Here is a 19,990-nt window from a genome sequence, read left to right as displayed (position 1 = left end):
TTTCCTTACTGATCAGCCGCCCAGTTTTGCCTTGACGGCCTCCCAGCCCGGCGAACCATCATAAGTTGTCACGCCATCCAGCCATGTTTTGACAGTGTCGGGATTGCTGCGGAGCCAGGCTTTCGCAGCCTTCGGTGGATCGACATGATGATTCATGATCGCATCCATCATTTTATTCTCACCCTCCAGCGAGAAATGCATATTGTGCAGCAGTTTCCCGACATTCGGGCATTTTTCTGAATAGCCCTTCCAGGTGTTGGTGAAGATTTCGGCACCACCGTAATTCGGGCCGAATTGCTTGTCACCGCCCGTCAGATACTTGATCTTGTAAAGTGTGTTCATCGGATGAGGCTCCCATCCCAGAAACACGATTGGTTCCTTGTTCCGGATTTTGCGGTCTATTTCCGCCAGCATGCCCTGCTCGCTGCTTTCGATCAGCTTGAACTTGCCAAGGTTGTTGGCGTTGCTGCCGATGATTTCCAGAATCTGACGGTTGCCATCATTGCCCGGCTCGATGCCATAAATCTTGTTGCCGAGCTTGTCGGCGAACTTGTTGATATCGGCAAAGTCATGCAGCCCGGCATCATAGAGATACGCGGGAACAGCCAACGTATATTTAGCCCCAGTCAGATTGGGGCCAATAATATCAAGGGACGCCTCATAAGGTTTCCGGTCAGCAGCGCCTGACGGCATCCAGTTGCCGGTGAAAACATCCAGCTGCTTGTCTGCAAGCGACCGGTATGTGACCGGGAGCGACAGAAGTGCCACATCCGGACGATAACCGAGATCCTTCAGCAGCTCTGCCGTCACCGCCGTGGTGGCGGAAACATCCGTCCATCCGATATCGGACAGGCGCACCTTACGACAGGAAGAGGGATCAGCCTGGGCCACAGTGCTGGCAAACAGGCCGAAACCCACCCCGGCCATCAAGACCGCGCGCAAGCGCGCAGTCACGGAATTCAGCATGTTCATTCCTCCATCGATACAAAGGGCAAGACTATCGCCTACCCCGGCCATGAACCGTCGCAATCGCCATGTTCAGCCGGAAGTCTGAATGCCCCCGATCCCCCCAGGAGAAAGAAGCAAGTTTCATCTTCCGTTTCCTCATCAACCTTCCATTCGCTTACGCAATGGGAGGCCCCCTTTTGTTGCAGCCTTTACCTCCGATGTATCGGAAAAATCAGGGCTGCTTTATTTATAGAAGGCGGTTTGTTTTATGATCCGCCTTGATGCCGGACTTCACCATAACCTGGAAGCCCGTCGCTTTTATCATTTCAGGAAGATGGCAGGGTCGGCATGCTTATGCACGACAAAAAACATGAATGTTAGCGACATGACGCCTCCGACACAAAAAGGCATCTGTCGCAATCATTCAATAAAATGTTCTGTTTCATACCTGCATGGTGCAACCCCGTTATGCGAATACATGGATGCACCGCCTCTGCGACCGCGCTGAAACCGCCGATATCGCAAGACGCGCCAGGAGTTCGTCATGCAGAAATTCTCCGCTTTTTCCCTGATCCGGAACACGCTGGGCGGCCATCGCGGCTGGCAGCGACAGTGGCGGGATCCTGAGCCGAAAGCAGCCTATGACGCCGTGATCATCGGCGGGGGCGGGCATGGCCTCGGCGCCGCGTACTATCTGGCGAAGGAACATGGGCTGCGTAACATCGCCGTACTGGAAAAAGGATGGATCGGCGGCGGTAATACCGGCCGTAACACGACGATTATCCGTTCCAACTATCTGTTCGATGAAAGTGCCGCCCTGTACGATCATGCGCTGAAGCTCTGGGAAGGGCTGACGCAGGAACTGAACTATAATGTGATGTTCAGCCAGCGCGGCGTGCTTATGCTGGCCCATAACGTTCACGACGTGCAGAGCTTCAAGCGCCATGTTCACGCCAATCGTCTGAACGGCGTCGATAACGAGTGGCTGACGGCGGAAGAAGCAAAAGATTTCTGCCCACCCCTGAATATTTCCAACAATATGCGCCATCCCGTACTGGGGGCCGCGTTGCAGCGCCGGGCTGGAACGGCCCGTCATGATGCGGTGGCATGGGGTTATGCGCGGGCGGCTGATGCCCTTGGTGTCGATATTATACAAAATTGTGAAGTGACCGGAATCCGCCGGAATGCATCCGGCGCGGTAGAAGCGGTGGAAACGACACGCGGCGTGATCCGCACCCCGAAAATCGGCGTATCCGCCGCGGGCCATACCAGCATGGTGCTGGGTATGGCGGGTGTTCGCCTGCCTCTCGAAAGTTATCCATTGCAGGCGCTGGTGTCGGAACCGGTCAAGCCCGTCTTCCCGTGCGTGGTGATGAGCAACACCATTCATGCCTATATCAGTCAGTCCGACAAGGGCGAGCTGGTGATCGGGGCAGGCACCGATGCCTATACCAGTTACACGCAGCGCGGCGGCCTGCATATCGCCACCCATACACTGGATGCGATTTGCGAGCTGTTCCCGATGTTCCGCCGCATGCGCATGCTACGTAACTGGGGTGGTATCGTCGATGTGACGCCGGACCGCTCTCCGATTATCGCGAAAACATCGGTACCCGGCCTGTATGTGAATTGCGGCTGGGGCACAGGCGGGTTCAAGGCCACGCCGGGCGCGGCCCATCTGTTGGCCTATACCATCGCCCGTGACGAGCCGCACAAAATCAACGCCCCGTTCACCATCGAGCGGTTCCGGGACGGATTCCTGATCGACGAAGCGGCCGCTGCTGCGGTTGCGCATTAATTCATTCCCATCCCGGCACGGAAGGGCGACACAATGCTGCTGATAACCTGTCCTTATTGCGGTCAGCGACCCGAACTCGAATTTACCTATGGCGGGGAAGCGCATCTGGTTCGCCCAGCCGACCCTGCCTTGCTCAGTGATGAGGAATGGACCGCCTATCTCTACATGCGCTCCAACCCCAAGGGAGAGCACGCGGAACGGTGGCGGCACGCTCATGGCTGCGGCCGCTTCTTCAACGCGGTGCGTGATACCCGCACCGACGTCATCCTCAGCACCTACAAAATCGGCGAGTCCCGCTCATGACGAGCCCCAGCATCCATTCCGCGCCCTTCCGTCTGCCGCAGGGCGGCCGCATCCGGCGCGACAAACCGCTTTCCTTCACGTTTGACGGCAAGACCTATCAGGGTGCGCAGGGCGATACGCTCGCCTCCGCGCTGCTCGCACATGGCGTGCATCTGATGGGCCGGTCGTTCAAATATCACCGTCCGCGCGGTGTGCTGAGCGCCGGCGCCGATGAGCCGAACGCTCTGGTGGGCGTAGGTGCCGAGCAGAGCCGCTACACCCCCAATCTGCGCGCGACGCAGGTGGAGCTGTACGACGGTCTGGTCGCGGAAAGCCAGAATCGCAGCCCGTCTTTGTCTTTCGACATCGGCGCGATCAACAACGCGCTGGGCCCCTTCTTCCCGGCCGGGTTCTATTACAAGACCTTCAAATGGCCGCGCAAAGCCTGGGACAAATTCTATGAGCCGGTGATCCGCCGCGCCGCCGGTCTGGGCAAAGCCCCGACCGCCCCGGATGCCGATCACTACGCCCAGCGTTACGCCCATTGTGACGTGCTGATTGTCGGTGCCGGTCCTGCCGGTCTCGCTGCCGCTCTGGCCGCGGCCGATGCCGGCGCCAGGGTGATCCTGTGCGACGAACAGTCAGAAATGGGTGGCTCCCTGCTGGCACCGAACGGTGCGCAGATCGACGGCAAGCCTGCCGAGCTATGGCTATCGGAGACACTGGCGCAGCTTGCGGCCGACCCGCGCGTGACCCTGCTGTCCCGCACCACGGCGTTCGGTTACTATGCCCATAATTTCGTGGGTCTGGCACAGCGCATTACCGATCATCTGCCTGCCATCCTGCCCAATACCCCGCGTGAGCGGATGTGGCATGTCCGCGCCGGACAGGTGGTTCTTGCCACCGGCTCCCTCGAGAGGCCGCTGGTGTTTCCGGAAAATGATCGTCCCGGCATCATGCTGGCCGATTCCGCCCGTATCTATGCCCAGCGTTATGGCGTGAAGCCGGGCACCAAAGCGGTGATCGCCACCGCCAATGACGAAGCCTACAGCACGGCAGTCGCGCTTGCGAAAGCGGGCGTCGAGATTGCCGCCATCGCCGATCTGCGTGAGCAGGCGGACGGAGAGCGTATTGCTGCGGCTCGTGCTGCCCGCCTGCCGATCCGGATGGGATCGGCCGTGATCGGCACCGGTGGTCATCTGCGCGTGTCCTCTGCCCGAATTGGCGGCAAGCAGGGACGTGATGAGCATATCCGCTGCGATCTGGTACTGATGTGTGGTGGTTTCACCCCCACTGTGCATCTGTTCAGCCAGTCCCGGGGCCAACTGGTCTATGATGCGGAACGGCAGATTTACGTGCCCGGCGCACATGCGGAAAATGAACGCTCTGCCGGTGCCTGTGCGGGTCATTTCGGCCTCGCTGTAGCGCTGGAAGACGGGTATTCCGCCGGTCTGGACGCTGCGAAGGGCGGCAACAGCCGCTTTTTCCAGGTCAACGCACCCGCAGCGGGCACGGGCGGCTTCATCGGCGAGGTGCCGCATAACCGCCACTCCCCCTATGCCAAGGCTTTCGTGGATTTCCAGAACGATGCAACCGCCAAGGACATCAAACTGGCCGTGCGGGAGGGCTTCCGCTCTATCGAGCATGTGAAGCGCTACACCACCACCGGCATGGCCACCGATCAGGGGAAGACCTCCAACATGAACGCGCTGGGCATCGTGTCCGGTGCGCTGGATACGCCAGTGCCGCAGATCGGCCTGACCACGTTCCGTCCGCCCTACACGCCCGTTACGTTCGGCGCGTTTGCGGGCACAGCGCGGGGCGACCTGTTCGATCCGCTGCGCAAGACGCCGATCCATGCCTGGGCCGAAGAACATGGCGCGGTGTTCGAGGATGTCGGCATCTGGAAACGGGCCCGTTACTTCCCTCAGGACGGCGAGGATATGGATGCGGCGGTGCTGCGCGAATGCGCCCGGGCCCGTGCCGCAGCCGGTATTTTCGATGCCTCCACACTTGGCAAGATCGAAGTGGTCGGACCGGATGCGGCAGAGTTCCTCAACCGTCTGTATGTCAATGCGTGGGACAAGCTGAAACCCGGCAAATGCCGTTATGGCCTGCTGCTGCGTGAAGACGGCTTTATCACCGATGACGGCGTGATCGGGCGCATTGCGCAGGATCGTTTCCATGTCACCACCACCACCAGCGGCGCCCCGCGCGTGCTGGCGATGATGGAGGATTACCGGCAGACCGAGTGGCCTGAACTCGATGTCTGGCTGACCTCTACCACCGAACAATGGGCGGTGATTGCGGTGCAGGGTCCAAAAGCCCGCGACATCATTGCGCCTCTGATCGAGGGTGTGGATCTGAACGACTTCGCGCATATGAGCGTCGCCGACGCCACCATTGCCGGGGTGCCGGGCCGTCTGTTCCGCGTCAGCTTCACCGGTGAGCTGGGTTATGAGCTCAACGTCCCGGCGGATTACGGCCGGGCGGTTTGGGAAGCAGTGTATGAGCGCGGTCAGGCTTTCGGTATCGTGCCATACGGTACGGAAACGATGCATGTGCTGCGTGCCGAAAAAGGCTACGTGATTGTCGGTCAGGAAACCGATGGCACCGCCACGCCGGATGATGTCGGGCTGGCCTGGGCCATCGGCAAGGCGAAGAAGGATTTCGTCGGCAAACGCTCGTTGGAGCGCGCTTCGATGAAAGATCCGAACCGCAAGCAGCTTGTCGGGCTGTTGACGGATGATCCGGCTATCGTGCTGGAAGAAGGCGCGCAGATCGTGGCCGATCCGGCGCATCCGTTGCCGATGCCCATGATCGGGCACGTCACCAGCGCCTATCGCAGTGCCACGCTGGGCCGCTCCATTGCGCTGGCGATGATCAAAGGCGGACGGGCCAGAATCGGGCAGACCGTGTATATTCCGATGCCCGGCCGAACCATTGCCGCGAAAGTCACCGAGTTTGTGTTCTATGATCCGGAAGGAGTACGGCTCAATGGCTGACGTGACCTTTCCCCAGCGCCACACGCCACTGGCCGGCATCAGCCCCGATATTGCCGCGCTGAGCGTGACGCCCCCGCAGCGGCGCCTGACCCTGCATCTGCGTGACACTGACCGCGCCTGCATCAATGGCGCACTGGGCTTCGCCCTGCCGCCGGCGCTGCGCGCCGCCGTACAAGGGCAGCGTGCCGCCTTATGGATGGGACCGGAAGAAACGCTGATCCTCAGCACGGAAATCAATGATCTCGCCCCGGCCCTGGAAGCCGCGCTGAAGGATGTGCCGCATGCGCTGGTCGATGTGTCCCATCGGCAGATAGGCCTGCTGATCGAGGGGGCGCGGGCGGTAGACGCGCTGAACACCGGCTGCCCGCTTGATCTGTCCGAGGCGGCTTTCCCGGTCGGCATGTGCACGCGCACTCTCTACCACAAGGCGGACATCGTGCTCTGGCGTCTCTCATCCACGCAGTTTCATGTGGAAGTCTGGCGGTCTTTCGCCCCTTATGTATGGGAATTGCTTGACAAAGCCCGCCGCGAGGCGGCCTGACAACCCAAAGAGATCAGCATGATCAGCGTCTCCGAACTGTTCAAGGTTGGTATCGGCCCATCGTCCTCCCATACAGTGGGGCCTATGAAGGCAGCCTATGCCTTCATTCTGGGGCTCGGAGACCGTCTGGAGCAGGTGGTGCGGGTTCGCGTCGATCTGTTCGGGTCGCTGGCATGGACGGGAAAGGGCCACGGCACTGAAAAAGCCGTGCTGCTTGGTCTGGCGGGGGAACAACCCGATACGATTGATCCCGATGCCGCCGAAGCCCTGATTGCCCGGATTGAGGCTCATCGGATGTTGTCGCTGGACGGACGGCATCCCATCTGTCTGGTGCCGGAGCGTGACGTGATCTTCGACATGCTCACGGAAACGCCCGAACACCCCAACACGCTTGCCTTCACCGCCTATGATGCGGCAGGGGAGACCCTGTGCCATGAACGCTGGTGCTCAATCGGCGGCGGCTTTGTGGTGCGGGAGGCTTTTGCACCGGCAGCGGTCATTGACGGACCTTCCGCCCCCTATGAATTCCGCTCCGGTATCGATCTGCTCCGCATCGGTGAAGAAACCGGGCTGCGTATTCCGGAGATCGTGCGCACCAACGAATATGCCGTGCGCCCGAAAGAAGAGGTCGATGCTCATATCACCCGCGTCATCGACACGATGATGCGCTGCATTGACCGCGGACTGAGCACCGAAGGCATTTTGCCGGGCGGGTTGAACGTCCGCCGCCGCGCCGTTTCCCTGCTGCGTAAAATGAAATCCGAACAGGCCCGCAATGACCGACCGCCGACCGATACGATGGATCGCGTCAGCCTGTTCGCCATCGCGGTGAATGAGGAAAACGCGGCCGGTGGGCGGGTGGTCACCGCCCCGACCAATGGCGCAGCGGGCGTGGTACCAGCCGTGCTGCGTTATTACCGTGATATGGTGCCGGGTTCATCGGAAGCGGGGATGCAGGATTTCATCCTGGCCGCTTGCGCCATCGGTGCGCTGTTCAAGATGAACGCTTCCATCTCCGGCGCTGAAGTCGGCTGTCAGGGAGAAGTCGGCGTGGCCTGCTCCATGGCCGCCGCAGGGCTGGCAGCCGCGATGGGCGCCGATAATGCCCGCATCGAAAATGCCGCTGAGATCGGGATGGAACATCATCTCGGCATGACATGCGACCCGGTAGCGGGGCTTGTGCAGATTCCCTGTATCGAGCGGAATGCTTTCGGCGCAATCAAGGCGATCAACGCCGCCTCTCTGGCCATGCGCGGTGACGGGACGCACCATATCTCCCTCGACCGCGTTATTGCGACGATGCGCCAGACCGGCGCCGACATGCAAAGCAAATACAAGGAGACCAGCCAAGGTGGCCTTGCGGTTAACTTCACCGAGTGCTGATCCCCCACGCCGCCGGGCGTTGACGGTCGGCTTTGTCATGGCGGACAGCTTTACGCTGGCGCCATTCTCCTTGTTCGTCGATCACCTCCGCCTTGCGGCGGATGAAGGCGATATGAGCCGCCCGATCCGCTGCCAATGGTCCATCATGGGCAGCCGCCCAGGTACGATCGCGGCCAGCTGCGGCATCACCATCGGCCCGACCACCGGTTTCATCGACCCTAAACAACTGGACTATATCGTCGTCGTCGGTGGCCTGCTGCATGCAGGGCGTCCATTCGATCAGGAGACGGTTGCCTATCTTCAATCGGCCGCCAGGGCCGGCACGACGCTGGTCGGTCTGTGCACCGGCAGCTTTCTGCTGTGCCGGGCAGGATTGATGAAAGACCGCACGACCTGCGTCAGCTGGTATCATCATCAGGATTTCACCGACGAATTTCCCGAGCAGGCCGTGCTGGCCGACCGGCTGTTTCTGGTCGATGGCGACCGCATCACCTGTGCGGGTGGCGGTGGAGCGGCCGATCTGGCAACCTGGATCGTCGAAAAACATCTCGGCCGCTCCACCGCCATGAAAAGCCGTCAGGTGCTGCTGCTGGATGAAGCGCGCGGTGAAACCGCCGCCCAGCCACACCCGCCGCTGGCCGCGGGTGTGACTGATCCGCGCGTGCGCCGTGCCCTGCTGATCATGGAGCAGAACATGGCGGAACCTCTGCCGGTCAGCGCCATTGCCGAACGACTGGATCTGTCGGCACGACAGCTGGAACGGTTGTTTGCCGCTGCGATGCAACAGAAACCGGCCGCCGTATACCGCTCATTACGGCTTCGCTTTGCCCGTTTCCTGCTGGACAATACCCAGCGTAGCGTGACGGAAATTGCTTTGGATGCCGGTTTTTCGGACTGTGCCCATTTCTCCCGCCTGTACAAGGCGGCACATGGCGTGGCCCCCAGCACAGCCCGGCGCAATGCGCCCCCCGCTGCGGAATCCAATGATCCGCTGCCGGAGCGGGACAGCCTGACTTCTTCCCGGATTTACGCCGATTCCCTGTAAGAAAAACCGTCGCTTTCCATAAAGTGCCTCTCCTGACCGGCAGCAGGAGAACACATTGTTCCTTCCAATCCTTTCCGACCTCTGCGCAAAATGCATAGATACCGGAATGGATAAAAAAAATGTCGTTTATGATGAATTTCGGAATAAAATCGGCTTTTAAGTAGGACTGAACGCCACCTCCCTCAAGGTTCGTCCCATGCCCGACGATCTCCGCTTTACCCCGGATTCTCTCCCTTCCCTGCTGGCACGGCGCAAGCCCGGCTATACGCTGGAAGCCCCCTTCTATACCTCACCCGACATTCTGGATGCCGATATCGAGACGATTTTCGGCAAGCACTGGATTTATGTGGGTGTCGAGCCGGATATTGCCGAACCGGGCGATGTCATGGCCCTGCAGATCGGTCGCTTCAGCGCCATTGTCGTGCGCGGCGACGATATGGAAATTCGCGCTTTCCACAATGTCTGCCGCCACCGCGGTGCCCGCATTGTCCCCGAAGGCAAACGCAGCGTCGGTAATCTGGTCTGCCCATATCATATGTGGACCTACTCCACCGAAGGCCCTCTGCTGCATGCCGATCATATGGGCGCGGATTTCGATCCGTCCTGTCATGGTCTGAAGCCGGTTCATGTGCGCAATGTCGCAGGGTTGATCTTCCTGTGTTTCGCCGATGAACCACCTGCCGATATCGAGGATATGGCGCGGGAGATGACACCGTATCTGACCCCGCACGCCATTCCCGACACCAAGATCGCGTTCGAGATGGATATCATCGAACGCGGCAACTGGAAGCTGGTGATGGAAAACAACCGCGAGTGCTATCATTGTGCCGGCTCCCATCCCGAATTGACCGCCTCTATTTTCGAATTCGGGTTCGGCTTTGCGCCGGAATCACTGGATGAGGACGGACAGAAAGCCGCCGAGGAATATAACTGCCTCGTCAACAACAACACCGCCGAGTGGGAAGCGCGTGGCCTTCCCTCTCGCGAGATCGACCATCTCGATGACCGCGTGACCGGTTTCCGCACCCAGCGCCTGCCGATTTCCGGTGCCGGCGAAAGCGAAACCCCCGACACCAAGGTCGCCTGCACGAAATTGCTGGGGGAATTGACGGAACGCAAGCTGGGCGCTCTGTCTTTCTGGACCCAGCCGAATTCCTGGCATCATTTCATGAGCGATCACATCGTAACCTTCGCGGTATTCCCGATTGATGCCGAAACCGCTCTGCTACGCACCAAATGGCTGGTGCACAAGGATGCGCGCGAAGGTATCGATTATGACCTCGATCATCTGAAAAGTGTGTGGGAAGCCACCAATCAGCAGGATAGCGATCTCGTCGGCATCACCCAGCAAGGTGTGCGCACCCCGGCCTATCAGCCCGGCCCATATTCCCCTTATACCGAGATGCTGGTTGAGAAATTCAGCAACTGGTACATCTCCCGCATGAAGGCAGCGCAGCAGGATGGCGCACAGTGAACGCTTTCTCACCCCTCTCCGCCCTGCCAACGCAGTGGAATGCCGATGCGGATGATGTGCTGATCTGCCGCGCAGTACGGCAGGAAACACATGATGTGCGGACGTTTTTCTTCTCGCCGGCCAATCCGTGTCTGTTCCGGCATATGCCGGGACAGTTCGTGACGCTGGATCTCGAAATCGGCGGCCAGAAGATCAATCGCTGCTACACCATCTCCTCTGCCCCTACACGCCCGGACCTGCTCAGCATCACCGTCAAGCGGGTTCCGAACGGGCCGGTGTCCAACTGGCTGCATGACAACCTGAAACCGGGCATGCGCATTCGTGCCGTGGGTCCAATGGGCGATTTCACGAACGCTCATCATCCCGCGCCGAAATATCTGTTCCTGTCCGGCGGCAGCGGCATCACGCCACTGATGGCCATGGCGCGCACGCAATACGATCTGGCAGCTGAGGCCGATACGATTTTCGTACATGCCGCGCGCAGCCCGGCGGACATCATCTTCCGTGACGAGCTGTCCTTGATGGCGCGCACAAGGCATGGATTCAGCGTCGCCTTTCTGTGCGAGACGGATTCCGCCGTTGAAGTATGGAACGGATATCGCGGTCGTCTGAACAGCGCGCTACTGGCACGGATCGCTCCGGATTTTATGGAACGCGAAGTGTTCGTCTGCGGTCCCGCACCGTTCATGGCAGCCGCAAAAACGATCCTGGCCGACGCCGGATTCGACATGCGTCGCCACCATGAGGAAAGTTTCGATTTCGGCATACTGGCACAGGAAGAACCCGAAGCCGCCGCTGAAGCAGAGGCTGTCGCCGCATCGGGTGGTTTTTCCATCACCTTCAGCAAAAGCGACAGGCAGATCGACTGCGATCCGGATACCACCGTGTTGCAGGCCGGTCGCCGGGCCGGGCTGAAACTGCCTGCCTCCTGCTCCAAAGGTGTGTGCGGCACGTGCAAGTCGAAACTGCTCTCCGGCCGGGTCGAGATGAAGCATAATGGCGGCATCCGACAGAAAGAGGTCGATCAGGGCATGTTCCTGCCCTGCTGCTCCAGGCCACTGACGGATCTGGTTGTCGAGCGATGATCGACACACCTGCACGCCTCCCTGCGGAGATCGGCAGAATCGGTTTTCTGACCCTGCCGAATTACTCGATGATTGCGATGAGTTCCGCCATTGAGGCGTGCCGGATGGCCAATCGCGTTACCAGCAGTGATGCCTATTCATGGCAGGTGCTGACGCCGGATGGCGAACCGGCGCAGGCCAGCAATGGGCTGTCGCTGGGACCGACGGTCAGACTGGCCGATGCTGCACCGATCGACCTGCTGCTGATTTGTGGCGGCGTTGATATCAGGCGCGCCACTACCCGTCGCCTGTTCCCCGCATTGCAACGCCATATCCGTCGCGGCGGTGCACTGGGTGCGCTGTGCACCGGCAGTTTCGTGCTGGCCGAGGCGGGGATGCTGTCCGGCTATGCCTGCGCCATTCACTGGGAAGATCTGGCCGCCATCCGCGAGGAATTCCCCGACATCGTATTCCGGGATGAGTTGTTCGTGATCGATCGCGACCGCTTCACCAGCACCGGCGGTACTGCGCCGCTGGATATGATGCTGGCGCTGATTGCCGCCCGTCTCGGTCCACGCGCAGCGGATGCCGTGGCGCGCCAGTTCCTGATCAAGCCCCGTCAGGGCGGGGAAAGGCAGCACCTGCCCCGCACCGCTGCCCGGCATCCCCGGCTGGCCCATGCCGTGGCGCTGCTGGAAGCCAATGCGCAGAACCCGTCCGATGATCCCCTGTCCGTCGCCGATGCGGCGGCTCTGGCCGGGCTGTCGTCACGCCAGCTGGAACGGTTGTTCAAGCAGCATCTGAAGATGACACCCGCCGTCTATGCCGCCTCCGTCCGGCTGGAGCGCGCCCAGTTGCTGCTGCGCCAGACTGCCATGCCCATCACTGAAATCGGCGTTGCCTGCGGCTTTGCCTCCGGCGCGTCTTTCAGCAACGCCTACCGGCTGCGTTACGGGCATTCGCCGCGCCATGAGCGCGTGAGTACACCCTGACGCGCCTGAGCTACCGCCGACGCCTTCCCTCCTCCCACCCGCCTGCCCCGGAATGTGCCGATGATCGCCAATGCCGATGCCCTGTTGAAACCGTTAACCATTCGCGGTGTCACCTTCCGCAACCGCGTGATGAGCACCAGCCACGCCCCCGGCTATGGCCAGGATGGCAAGCCTAAAGAACGCTATCAGCTCTATCATGAGGAAAAGGCGAAAGGCGGAATCGGCTTGACCATGTTTGGCGGCTCCTCCTCCGTCTCAGCGGACAGCCCGGCGACGCCGTGGAACCAGATTGCCGTCACGGATGACAGCATCATTCCGTATTTTCAGGAGTTTTCGGAGCGGATTCACCGCCATGGCGCAAAGCTGATGATCCAGCTGACGCATATGGGCCGCCGCACGAAATGGGATACGGATCAGTGGTTGCCGGTTATGGCACCCTCCGTCCGCCGTGAACCTGCCAGCCGTTCTCTGCCCAAAGCAATGGAGCAGGAGGATATTGATCGCGTCATCGCCAATTTCGCGCAGGCGGCGCGTCGCTGTAAGGAAGGCGGACTGGACGGGTTCGAGATTTCCGGGGCGCATGGTCATCTGCTGGACCAGTTCTGGAGCCCGGATGTCAACAAGCGCACCGACCGTTACGGCGGCTCGCTGGAAAACCGCATGCGCTTCGGCATCGAAGTGCTGCGGGCCATGCGGGAAGCCGCCGGAGACGATCTGCTGATCGGCATGCGCATGTCGGGTGACGAGTTGTATGCGCAAGGCCTGTCTCAGGAAGACTGTGTTGCCATTGCCTCCGAATATGCGCGGCAGGGGCTGGTGGATTTCCTGAACATTCTGGGCGGTCAGGCACGCGATGACATGGCGCATGCGGTCAGCCTGCCGAATATGGCCTTTCCGGTCGCACCGTTCCTGCATCTGGCCAGTGCGATCAAGCGGGAGGTCGATATCCCCGTTTTCCATGCCCAGCGCGTGACCGATCTGGCGACCGCCGCCCGTGCAGTGGCCGAAGGGCATGTGGATATGGTGGCGATGACACGGGCGCACATCGCCGATCCGCATCTGGTCCGCAAGCTCAGTGAGGGCCGGGAAGACGACATTCGCCAATGCGTCGGGGCGGGATATTGCATTGACCGCATCTATGTCGGTGGTGATGCGCTGTGTTTGCAGAATGCAGCGACAGGGCGGGAAGCCATCATGCCGCATGTCATCACAAAAGCAGATCAGCAGAAGAAAATTGTTGTCGTTGGCGCCGGTCCCGGTGGGCTGGAGGCCGCACGGGTCTGTGCCGAGCGTGGTCATCAGGTCGTGCTGTTCGAACGCTCCGGCGAAGTGGGCGGCCAGATCAACATCGCCGCCAAAGGCACATGGCGCGAAGCCCTGTCCGGCATTCCGCGCTGGCTGCTGAGCCAGATCCGCCGCCTGAACGTCGATCTACGCCTGAACACCGAAGCCACCGCCGAGTTGGTCCAGGCGGAGCAGCCGGATACGGTGATCATCGCAACTGGCGGCCTGCCCAATCCCGGCCATCTTCCGGGGGCAGAACATATCATTTCAAGCTGGGACATTCTGACCGGACGGGTCCAGCCCGCCGGGAGTGTCCTGCTGTATGATGAAATGGGTCAGCACAATGCCGCCTCCGTCGCCGAGGTGATGTCCCAGCGCGGCGCGCTGGTGGAATTCGTCACGCATGACCGGATGATTGCGCAGGAAGTCGGCACCACCAATCAACCCGTGCATCTGCGGGAGCTTTACAAGCTTGGTGTCATCCTCTCGCCTAATCTGGAATTGATGGAAGTCTACCGTGAGGGCAACCGTCTGGTGGCGGTGCTGCGCAACACGATGACGGATGCCGAGGAAGAGCGCGTGATCGATCAGGTGGTGGCCGATTTCGGCACGCTACCGGTCGAGGACACCTATTTTGCGCTGAAAGACCAGTCCAGCAATCATGGCGTGACGGACCTTCCCTCCTTGCTGAATGGCGCATCGCAAGCGGAAGCACAAACAGGACATTTCAGCCTGTTCCGCATCGGCGACGCGGTGGCTGGCCGCAACATCCATGCAGCGATGTACGACGCGCTTCGGCTCTGCAAGGATCTGTAACCAGTCACGGAAGGAGTCCCCGCCATGCATCCGGGCACACCGCTGTTGCTGGTTATCTGGTTTCTGGTCCTGCTGGTCATCGTCCAGGCGCTACGCATCGCCCTGCGCTGGCGGGTCGGACAGAGAGCGCATGTGGATTGGGTTCGCGGGCTGATCGCCATGCCGCGCCGCTATCTGGTGGATGTACATCACGTCGTCGAGCGCAGGCCGGAAAACGCCCGGATGCACAAGCTGGTGGCGGGCGGGCTGCTGGCCGGATCGGTGTTGACGCTGCTCTCCACCATTCTGCCAGTGCTGCATCGGGGCGGCATGATTGCCTCCCTGTTCTGGATCGTCACCGCCGCATTCTATGCAATCGGTCTGAGCGGTGCGCGTCATGTCGCGGCACGACGCAGCCCGACAACACCACCGCATCTGTCAGCCGGTCGCTTTCTGACTTTGCCGCTCTGGATTGGACTTTATCTGACCGGGGGGCTGATTGCCGCGATCGGTGCGGCGTTGCATGGCATGCTGCCGGATGTGATATCCCACGCGGCAGGAGCCGCGGGAGCAATGATGACGCTGACCGGCGGTCTGGCACTGGTGGCACATCTGCCGAACGGACCCATGCGACATGCAGTCGCCGGATCGCTGCATCTGGCAGCGCATCCGCGTCCGGGCCGTTTCGAGGGTGGCCGCGATACAGCACTGCTTGCGCTCGATCTGGAAACAGGGCGGTCGGGTGTTTCAACACCTGCGGATTTCACCTGGAATCGTCTGGCAAGTTTCGATGCCTGCATCCAATGCGGGCGCTGTGAACAGGCCTGTCCCGCCTTTGCCGCCGGACAGCCATTGAATCCTAAAAAGCTGATTCAGGATCTGACTTTTGCTTTGCATGGCGGCGATGCCTATACGGGCAGCCCCTACCCACAGGCACGTCCGGTGGCGGGGCATGGCGGCGCGCATCGCCCGATCATCGGCGTGGATGCGGTGATTCATCCGGATACGCTGTGGTCCTGTACCACCTGCCGCGCCTGTGTTCATGAATGCCCGATGCTGATCGAGCATGTGGACGCGATCGTCGATATGCGCCGTTTCCAGACGCTGGAGCTGGGCGCCATTCCGGAAAAAGCAGCCCAGCCACTGCATCATCTGCGTTACGCTGATGATTCGGGCGGACGGGCGCTGTCATCACGGACCGATTTCACCGCCGGGATGCCCCTGCCCGTGCTGGAGGAACAGGGAGAAACCGATATCCTGCTATGGCTGGGCGAAGGCGCGTTCGATCTACGCTATGGAAGGAGCCTGCGGGCACTGATCGCATTGATGCAACAGGCCGGCGTTGATTTCGCCGTATTGGGTGCAGAGGAACGTGACTGCGGCGATCTGGCGCGGCGGCTGGGTGATGAGGCCGGGTTCCAGCGTCTGGCGAAGGACAATATCGCCACGCTGAAGCGCCGTCGCTTTCGCCGCATCGTCACGGCGGACCCGCATGCGCTGCACACGTTGCGCAACGAATACCGGGCTTTCGGGGCAACATGGCCGGTGCTGCATCATACCGCGCTGCTGGATGAGTTGATCGCAACGGGCAAGCTGAATCCTGTGAAATCCGAGAATCGTCCCGTCACCTATCATGATCCCTGCTATCTAGCGCGCTACAATGGTGAGGTGGATGCGCCCCGCCGCATTCTGGATCGGCTTGCCACCCATTATGTCGAGATGGAGCGTCATGGGGAACGCGCGATGTGCTGCGGCGGTGGCGGTGGCGCACCAGTCACCGATATTGCGGGAGAAAAACGTATCCCCGATATCCGCATGAGCCATGCTCAGGGCGTGGGTGCCTCTATTGTCGCGGTTGGATGTCCCGGCTGCACCGCCATGCTGGAGGGCGTCACCGGAGACCGCCCCGAGGTCAAGGATATTGCCGAATTGCTGCTGGACAGCATCGAGCATGCAAAAACTCGGGTGCCACAGTCATCGCAAACCACCCTTCCAGAGGTTGTGGCATGAGCCGCCCCCGTCTCGATCCTCGCGCAGTGCGAGAGGCGCGCCGTGTAAGCGGAGGGGAGCGGCCACGCTACCAGCTTGCGACGCTTGAGATGGATGTCGCAGCTTCCCCCTCTCTGTCTCCCTTTGGCCGCCGTCGTCGCAATCCGCGGACCGAGGCGCAGGTGCAGGCCGTGCCCTCCCCGGCTGCCCGCCTGCGTCTGGATCGCGCCTGGCATGGAGGAGCTTCCTCCATCGCCTCTCCTGCTGGCCAGAGACAGGAAGCCGCACCGCGCATCCGCATGATCGACGATCCCGCTTTCCTGATCCTCGCCGTGCCTGATGCGGCGGGGGGACGCCTGTCACCCCATGACCGGCAGATACTGGGCGCAGCCCGAATCCTCGCTGACAAAGCGGGGTCCGCCGGACAAGGGGCTGTCGTGCTGTTCGGCCCCCCGCTTGCCGATGCGGGTGACAACGGTGCCGACCGTCTCATTCATTACGAGGCTGATTCCGTCGAGTCGCGTGTGGCCGCCCTGGTCGCCGCGATTACCCACCTGCACCCGAAACACGTTCTGTTCGCGGAAAGCTCCGATGGCGGCGATCTGGCCCGCCGTGTCGCCGCCTTGTCTGGTCTGGACATCGCCACCGATATCGAGGCCCTGTCCGCGTCTCAGGCGATCCGTCCCAGCCATGCGCGCCGCCGTGAGCAACGGATGGTGCCTCCGCCCCTGCTGGCATTGAGCGTCGACCGTGCCGCGCCCCATACCGGCATCCGGCACGAAGCGCGCCCTATCCCGCTGGAACTGCCACAGGTAGAGACCGGTGCACTGACGGGCTGGCGCGACATTCCCCCCGATGCCGGCAAGCTGGCCCTGACGGAAGCATCGTTCGTCGTCTCCGCCGGGAATGGCATCACCGATTTCGCGGCCTTCCACGCTCTCGCTGCAGCCCTCGGCGCGACACCGGGCGCCAGCCGGGTGATTTGCGATGCCGGGCTGATGCCACGCGACCGGCAGGTTGGGGCAACCGGCAGTATCCTTGATGCCACCTGCTATTTCGCACTCGGCATCGCCGGGGCGCCGCAGCACCTTCAGGGTGTGGCGGGCGTGGAGCATGTCGTTGCAGTCAATACCGATCTGCATGCGGCCATGATCGCCCGAGCCGGACTTGCCATCGTCGCCGATGCGCAGGACGTCATGCCGGCCATTCTCGCGGCTCTGGCAACGGAACGCGATGCTAATCCGAGAAGGGCCAATCCGGAAGGTCACAGCCCCGGCAAGGAAACATCATGACCCAGTCAGACGCACCCATCGCCAACCGTCTGAACGTGCTGGTGCTGCTCTCAGCCGGATGCCATCCCGTCTCCGGCCGGTCAGCCCCCGTGATGGAAGAAACACAGGCCATCGCCCTTGCCCGGCAACTAGGCGCGCATGTCTCCGGCCTGCATGCCGGGCCTGAAGCCACACCGTTGCGTGATGTGCCCGGCCATGGGTTGAGCCGGATCGTCATGCTGCGTCAGGATGCCAATGTCGATCCACTGCCCGCGCTGCTGGCTTTCATCCGCCGGAACCCGCCCGATCTGATCCTCACGGGCCGTCGCGCACAAGGCGGTATGGATAGCGGCACATTGCCCTATCGTCTGGCACAGGCGCTGGGCTGGCCGATTGCCGCAGATATTGCCGCTTTTGACCAAGACACGACAGCAGCGAACACCCTTCATCTGCTTCAGGCCAGGCCAAAGGGTGCAAGGCGGGCCGTCAGCATCCAGTTGCCCTGCGTGCTGACCGTGCATCCGGCAGCTCCGAAGCCGTTGCCATTCGCCTTTGCCGCTATGCGGAAAGGCGTGATCGAGACCATCGAAGCCTCCAGCTTGCTCCCGGAGAGTGACAGCACGGTCGTAGTATCTTCATCTGATATCGAGGAACGTCCCTATCGTGCCCGCCCTCGTCTTATTGCGAAAGCCGGGGCACAAGGAAATGGACAGCTGATGGTGCATCCCTCTGCCGACGATGCGGCCAAGGCTGTCATCACCTATCTTCGCGGGATAGGCGTCTTGCAGGCACCGTCATGCAACATCGACGCAACTCCAACCAAGCCAGCCGGATCGTAAGCCCATCATGAAGCTGGCCCTGATCCGCCATACCAGACCAGCCATTGTCGACGGACTCTGCTATGGCCGCCTTGATGTCCCGCTGGCCGATGATCGGGAGGAGGCTGCCCGCGCTATTCTGGCGCAACTGACAGACATGCAGGATGCCATGATCGTCAGCAGTCCGGCCTTGCGCTGCCAGTGGCTGGCCAACTGGCTGGCCGGGCACATCCAGCCCCCCGGAATCATGATCGACCCAAGACTTCAGGAGCTTGATTTCGGCGACTGGGAAGGAAGTCGCTGGGACGATATCGACCGCGCCGCACTGGATGACTGGGCGGCATCACCCGATGATTTTACGCCCCCTAATGGGGAAAGCATGCGCGCCCTGCGCTATCGGATCGATCATATCTGGGCGGAATGGATGCGGGATCGGCAAAGTCGAATCGTTGTGACTCATGGCGGCCCGCTGCGCATTCTCTGCGCCCATGCGACCGCCCGGCAAGTTGATCTTGCGGCATCTTCTCCTCCCTTCGGCAGCGTGATACGCGCAGATATTCCGGCGGATATCAGGACGTCAGAAAGCGATTGATCCATTGTCCCAGACGTGGATTATCATGCGGCCCTTGCAAGGAAGCCAAAGCCTGATCCCGCTGTTTCTGGTCCACCTGCTCCGGTGGGCGGATATGCACCAGTTCGGCTGCAAAATCCGGATCGAATTCCGGATGACACTGGAATGAGACCGCCCCAAGCGACGGATATTCCACCACTGCAAACGGGGTGAAATGGCTGGATGCTATGATCCTCGCTGCAGGCGGCTTTTCCACCACCTGATCCTGATGAGAAACCGGAATGGCAATGTCCTCCACCGGATCCGTCCAGGCAGTCTGGCAACGCAGCCGATAACGGTGCAGGCCGAGCCCCCAGCCAATCCTGGCCCGCTCCACTCTGCCCCCAAACGCTTCCGCCATGATCTGATGGCCGAAGCAGATGCCGACGAGTTTGCTCTTGCCTGCCCGCTCCCGCAGGAAATTACCCAGCGTTTCTATCCATGACTGGCCATCATGCACACCGGCGGCCGAGCCCGTAATCACATAGGCATCGCAGGCGTCGCGATCGGCCTCTCTTTCTTGCGGCCACTGATTCGCCTGAACGTCGAAAATAGAATAATCGTGCCGATCACCCAGAAGGCGACGGAGCATTGCCGGGTAATCACCATATCCGGCCACCAGGTGAGCAGGTGGCCGACCGGTCTGGAGAATCCCTATTTTCATACGCTTTTCCGAAACGGACATGCAGCC

16 protein-coding genes are annotated in these 19,990 nt (G+C 61.1%); 14 read left to right on the top strand and 2 right to left on the bottom strand.

Annotation, left to right across the window (positions count from 1 at the left end):
* Window positions 1-12 precede the first annotated feature (12 nt).
* Window positions 13-966, bottom strand: a complete 954-nt coding sequence (gene choX, locus GbCGDNIH6_RS00420) for a choline ABC transporter substrate-binding protein (protein ID WP_232449862.1) — start codon at window positions 964-966, stop codon at window positions 13-15.
* A 526-nt stretch (window positions 967-1,492) separates the two neighbouring features.
* Here choX and GbCGDNIH6_RS00415 point away from each other — a divergent pair.
* The 14 genes from GbCGDNIH6_RS00415 (at window position 1,493) to GbCGDNIH6_RS00350 (ending at window position 19,281) form a co-directional block, all read left to right on the top strand.
* Window positions 1,493-2,746, top strand: coding sequence for a sarcosine oxidase subunit beta family protein (locus tag GbCGDNIH6_RS00415; RefSeq protein ID WP_072562458.1), 1,254 nt, complete (start codon window positions 1,493-1,495; stop codon window positions 2,744-2,746).
* Window positions 2,747-2,779: 33 nt separating this feature from the next.
* Window positions 2,780-3,049 (top strand): sarcosine oxidase subunit delta, encoded by a 270-nt coding sequence (locus tag GbCGDNIH6_RS00410; RefSeq protein ID WP_025285666.1) that lies wholly within the window; start codon window positions 2,780-2,782, stop codon window positions 3,047-3,049.
* A complete protein-coding gene (locus GbCGDNIH6_RS00405) occupies window positions 3,046-6,033 on the top strand; it encodes a sarcosine oxidase subunit alpha family protein (RefSeq protein WP_072562457.1) in 2,988 nt (995 codons plus the stop codon). The genes GbCGDNIH6_RS00410 and GbCGDNIH6_RS00405 overlap by 4 nt, the downstream gene beginning before the upstream one ends.
* Window positions 6,026-6,574, top strand: a complete 549-nt coding sequence (locus tag GbCGDNIH6_RS00400; RefSeq protein WP_072562456.1) for a sarcosine oxidase subunit gamma — start codon at window positions 6,026-6,028, stop codon at window positions 6,572-6,574. Before GbCGDNIH6_RS00405 ends, GbCGDNIH6_RS00400 begins: the two co-directional genes overlap by 8 nt.
* 18 nt (window positions 6,575-6,592) lie before the next feature.
* Window positions 6,593-7,957, top strand: coding sequence for an L-serine ammonia-lyase (locus GbCGDNIH6_RS00395; RefSeq protein WP_072562455.1), 1,365 nt, complete (start codon window positions 6,593-6,595; stop codon window positions 7,955-7,957).
* On the top strand, window positions 7,926-9,002 hold the full coding sequence (locus GbCGDNIH6_RS00390) for a GlxA family transcriptional regulator (RefSeq protein ID WP_232449861.1): 1,077 nt from the start codon (window positions 7,926-7,928) through the stop codon (window positions 9,000-9,002). The genes GbCGDNIH6_RS00395 and GbCGDNIH6_RS00390 overlap by 32 nt, the downstream gene beginning before the upstream one ends.
* A 196-nt stretch (window positions 9,003-9,198) precedes the next feature.
* Window positions 9,199-10,476, top strand: coding sequence for an aromatic ring-hydroxylating oxygenase subunit alpha (locus GbCGDNIH6_RS00385; protein ID WP_072562453.1), 1,278 nt, complete (start codon window positions 9,199-9,201; stop codon window positions 10,474-10,476).
* Complete coding sequence (locus tag GbCGDNIH6_RS00380; protein WP_072562452.1) at window positions 10,473-11,561, top strand: FAD-binding oxidoreductase; 1,089 nt, start codon at window positions 10,473-10,475, stop codon at window positions 11,559-11,561. Before GbCGDNIH6_RS00385 ends, GbCGDNIH6_RS00380 begins: the two co-directional genes overlap by 4 nt.
* Window positions 11,558-12,532, top strand: coding sequence for a GlxA family transcriptional regulator (locus GbCGDNIH6_RS00375; protein WP_072562451.1), 975 nt, complete (start codon window positions 11,558-11,560; stop codon window positions 12,530-12,532). The genes GbCGDNIH6_RS00380 and GbCGDNIH6_RS00375 overlap by 4 nt, the downstream gene beginning before the upstream one ends.
* A 60-nt stretch (window positions 12,533-12,592) precedes the next feature.
* Complete coding sequence (locus GbCGDNIH6_RS00370) at window positions 12,593-14,632, top strand: oxidoreductase (RefSeq protein ID WP_072562450.1); 2,040 nt, start codon at window positions 12,593-12,595, stop codon at window positions 14,630-14,632.
* 24 nt (window positions 14,633-14,656) lie between these two features.
* Window positions 14,657-16,621 carry a (Fe-S)-binding protein gene (locus GbCGDNIH6_RS00365; protein ID WP_072562449.1) on the top strand — a complete coding sequence of 655 codons (1,965 nt, stop codon included), beginning with the start codon at window positions 14,657-14,659 and terminating at the stop codon, window positions 16,619-16,621.
* A complete protein-coding gene (locus GbCGDNIH6_RS00360; RefSeq protein WP_072562448.1) occupies window positions 16,618-17,892 on the top strand; it encodes an electron transfer flavoprotein subunit alpha/FixB family protein in 1,275 nt (424 codons plus the stop codon). The genes GbCGDNIH6_RS00365 and GbCGDNIH6_RS00360 overlap by 4 nt, the downstream gene beginning before the upstream one ends.
* Window positions 17,889-18,710, top strand: a complete 822-nt coding sequence (locus GbCGDNIH6_RS00355; RefSeq protein ID WP_198355776.1) for an adenine nucleotide alpha hydrolase family protein — start codon at window positions 17,889-17,891, stop codon at window positions 18,708-18,710. The genes GbCGDNIH6_RS00360 and GbCGDNIH6_RS00355 overlap by 4 nt, the downstream gene beginning before the upstream one ends.
* Before the next feature lie 7 nt (window positions 18,711-18,717).
* Complete coding sequence (locus GbCGDNIH6_RS00350; RefSeq protein WP_072562447.1) at window positions 18,718-19,281, top strand: histidine phosphatase family protein; 564 nt, start codon at window positions 18,718-18,720, stop codon at window positions 19,279-19,281.
* Here GbCGDNIH6_RS00350 and GbCGDNIH6_RS00345 read toward each other — a convergent pair.
* On the bottom strand, window positions 19,259-19,963 hold the full coding sequence (locus GbCGDNIH6_RS00345; RefSeq protein ID WP_072564189.1) for a glutamine amidotransferase-related protein: 705 nt from the start codon (window positions 19,961-19,963) through the stop codon (window positions 19,259-19,261). The genes GbCGDNIH6_RS00350 and GbCGDNIH6_RS00345 overlap by 23 nt on opposite strands.
* Between the last annotated feature and the right edge of the window lie 27 nt (window positions 19,964-19,990).

This window comes from Granulibacter bethesdensis, assembly GCF_001889525.1.
GTDB classification, from domain to species: Bacteria; Pseudomonadota; Alphaproteobacteria; order Acetobacterales; family Acetobacteraceae; genus Granulibacter; species Granulibacter bethesdensis_C.
Note: the sequence above shows the minus strand (reverse complement) of the source record. Positions and strands in the feature narration are given on the sequence as shown.

Excerpts from the sequence above, each read along its gene's own strand:
- GbCGDNIH6_RS00360 (WP_072562448.1), top strand. The coding sequence starts at position 16,618 with ATGAGCCGCCCCCGTCTCGATCCTCGCGCAGTGCGAGAGGCGCGCCGT.
- GbCGDNIH6_RS00410 (WP_025285666.1), top strand. The coding sequence starts at position 2,780 with ATGCTGCTGATAACCTGTCCTTATTGCGGTCAGCGACCCGAACTCGAA.
- GbCGDNIH6_RS00415 (WP_072562458.1), top strand. The coding sequence starts at position 1,493 with ATGCAGAAATTCTCCGCTTTTTCCCTGATCCGGAACACGCTGGGCGGC.
- GbCGDNIH6_RS00395 (WP_072562455.1), top strand. The coding sequence starts at position 6,593 with ATGATCAGCGTCTCCGAACTGTTCAAGGTTGGTATCGGCCCATCGTCC.
- GbCGDNIH6_RS00400 (WP_072562456.1), top strand. The coding sequence starts at position 6,026 with ATGGCTGACGTGACCTTTCCCCAGCGCCACACGCCACTGGCCGGCATC.
- GbCGDNIH6_RS00350 (WP_072562447.1), top strand. The coding sequence starts at position 18,718 with ATGAAGCTGGCCCTGATCCGCCATACCAGACCAGCCATTGTCGACGGA.
- choX (WP_232449862.1), bottom strand. The coding sequence starts at position 966 with ATGCTGAATTCCGTGACTGCGCGCTTGCGCGCGGTCTTGATGGCCGGG.
- GbCGDNIH6_RS00355 (WP_198355776.1), top strand. The coding sequence starts at position 17,889 with ATGACCCAGTCAGACGCACCCATCGCCAACCGTCTGAACGTGCTGGTG.
- GbCGDNIH6_RS00375 (WP_072562451.1), top strand. The coding sequence starts at position 11,558 with ATGATCGACACACCTGCACGCCTCCCTGCGGAGATCGGCAGAATCGGT.
- GbCGDNIH6_RS00345 (WP_072564189.1), bottom strand. The coding sequence starts at position 19,963 with ATGAAAATAGGGATTCTCCAGACCGGTCGGCCACCTGCTCACCTGGTG.
- GbCGDNIH6_RS00365 (WP_072562449.1), top strand. The coding sequence starts at position 14,657 with ATGCATCCGGGCACACCGCTGTTGCTGGTTATCTGGTTTCTGGTCCTG.
- GbCGDNIH6_RS00405 (WP_072562457.1), top strand. The coding sequence starts at position 3,046 with ATGACGAGCCCCAGCATCCATTCCGCGCCCTTCCGTCTGCCGCAGGGC.
- GbCGDNIH6_RS00370 (WP_072562450.1), top strand. The coding sequence starts at position 12,593 with ATGATCGCCAATGCCGATGCCCTGTTGAAACCGTTAACCATTCGCGGT.
- GbCGDNIH6_RS00385 (WP_072562453.1), top strand. The coding sequence starts at position 9,199 with ATGCCCGACGATCTCCGCTTTACCCCGGATTCTCTCCCTTCCCTGCTG.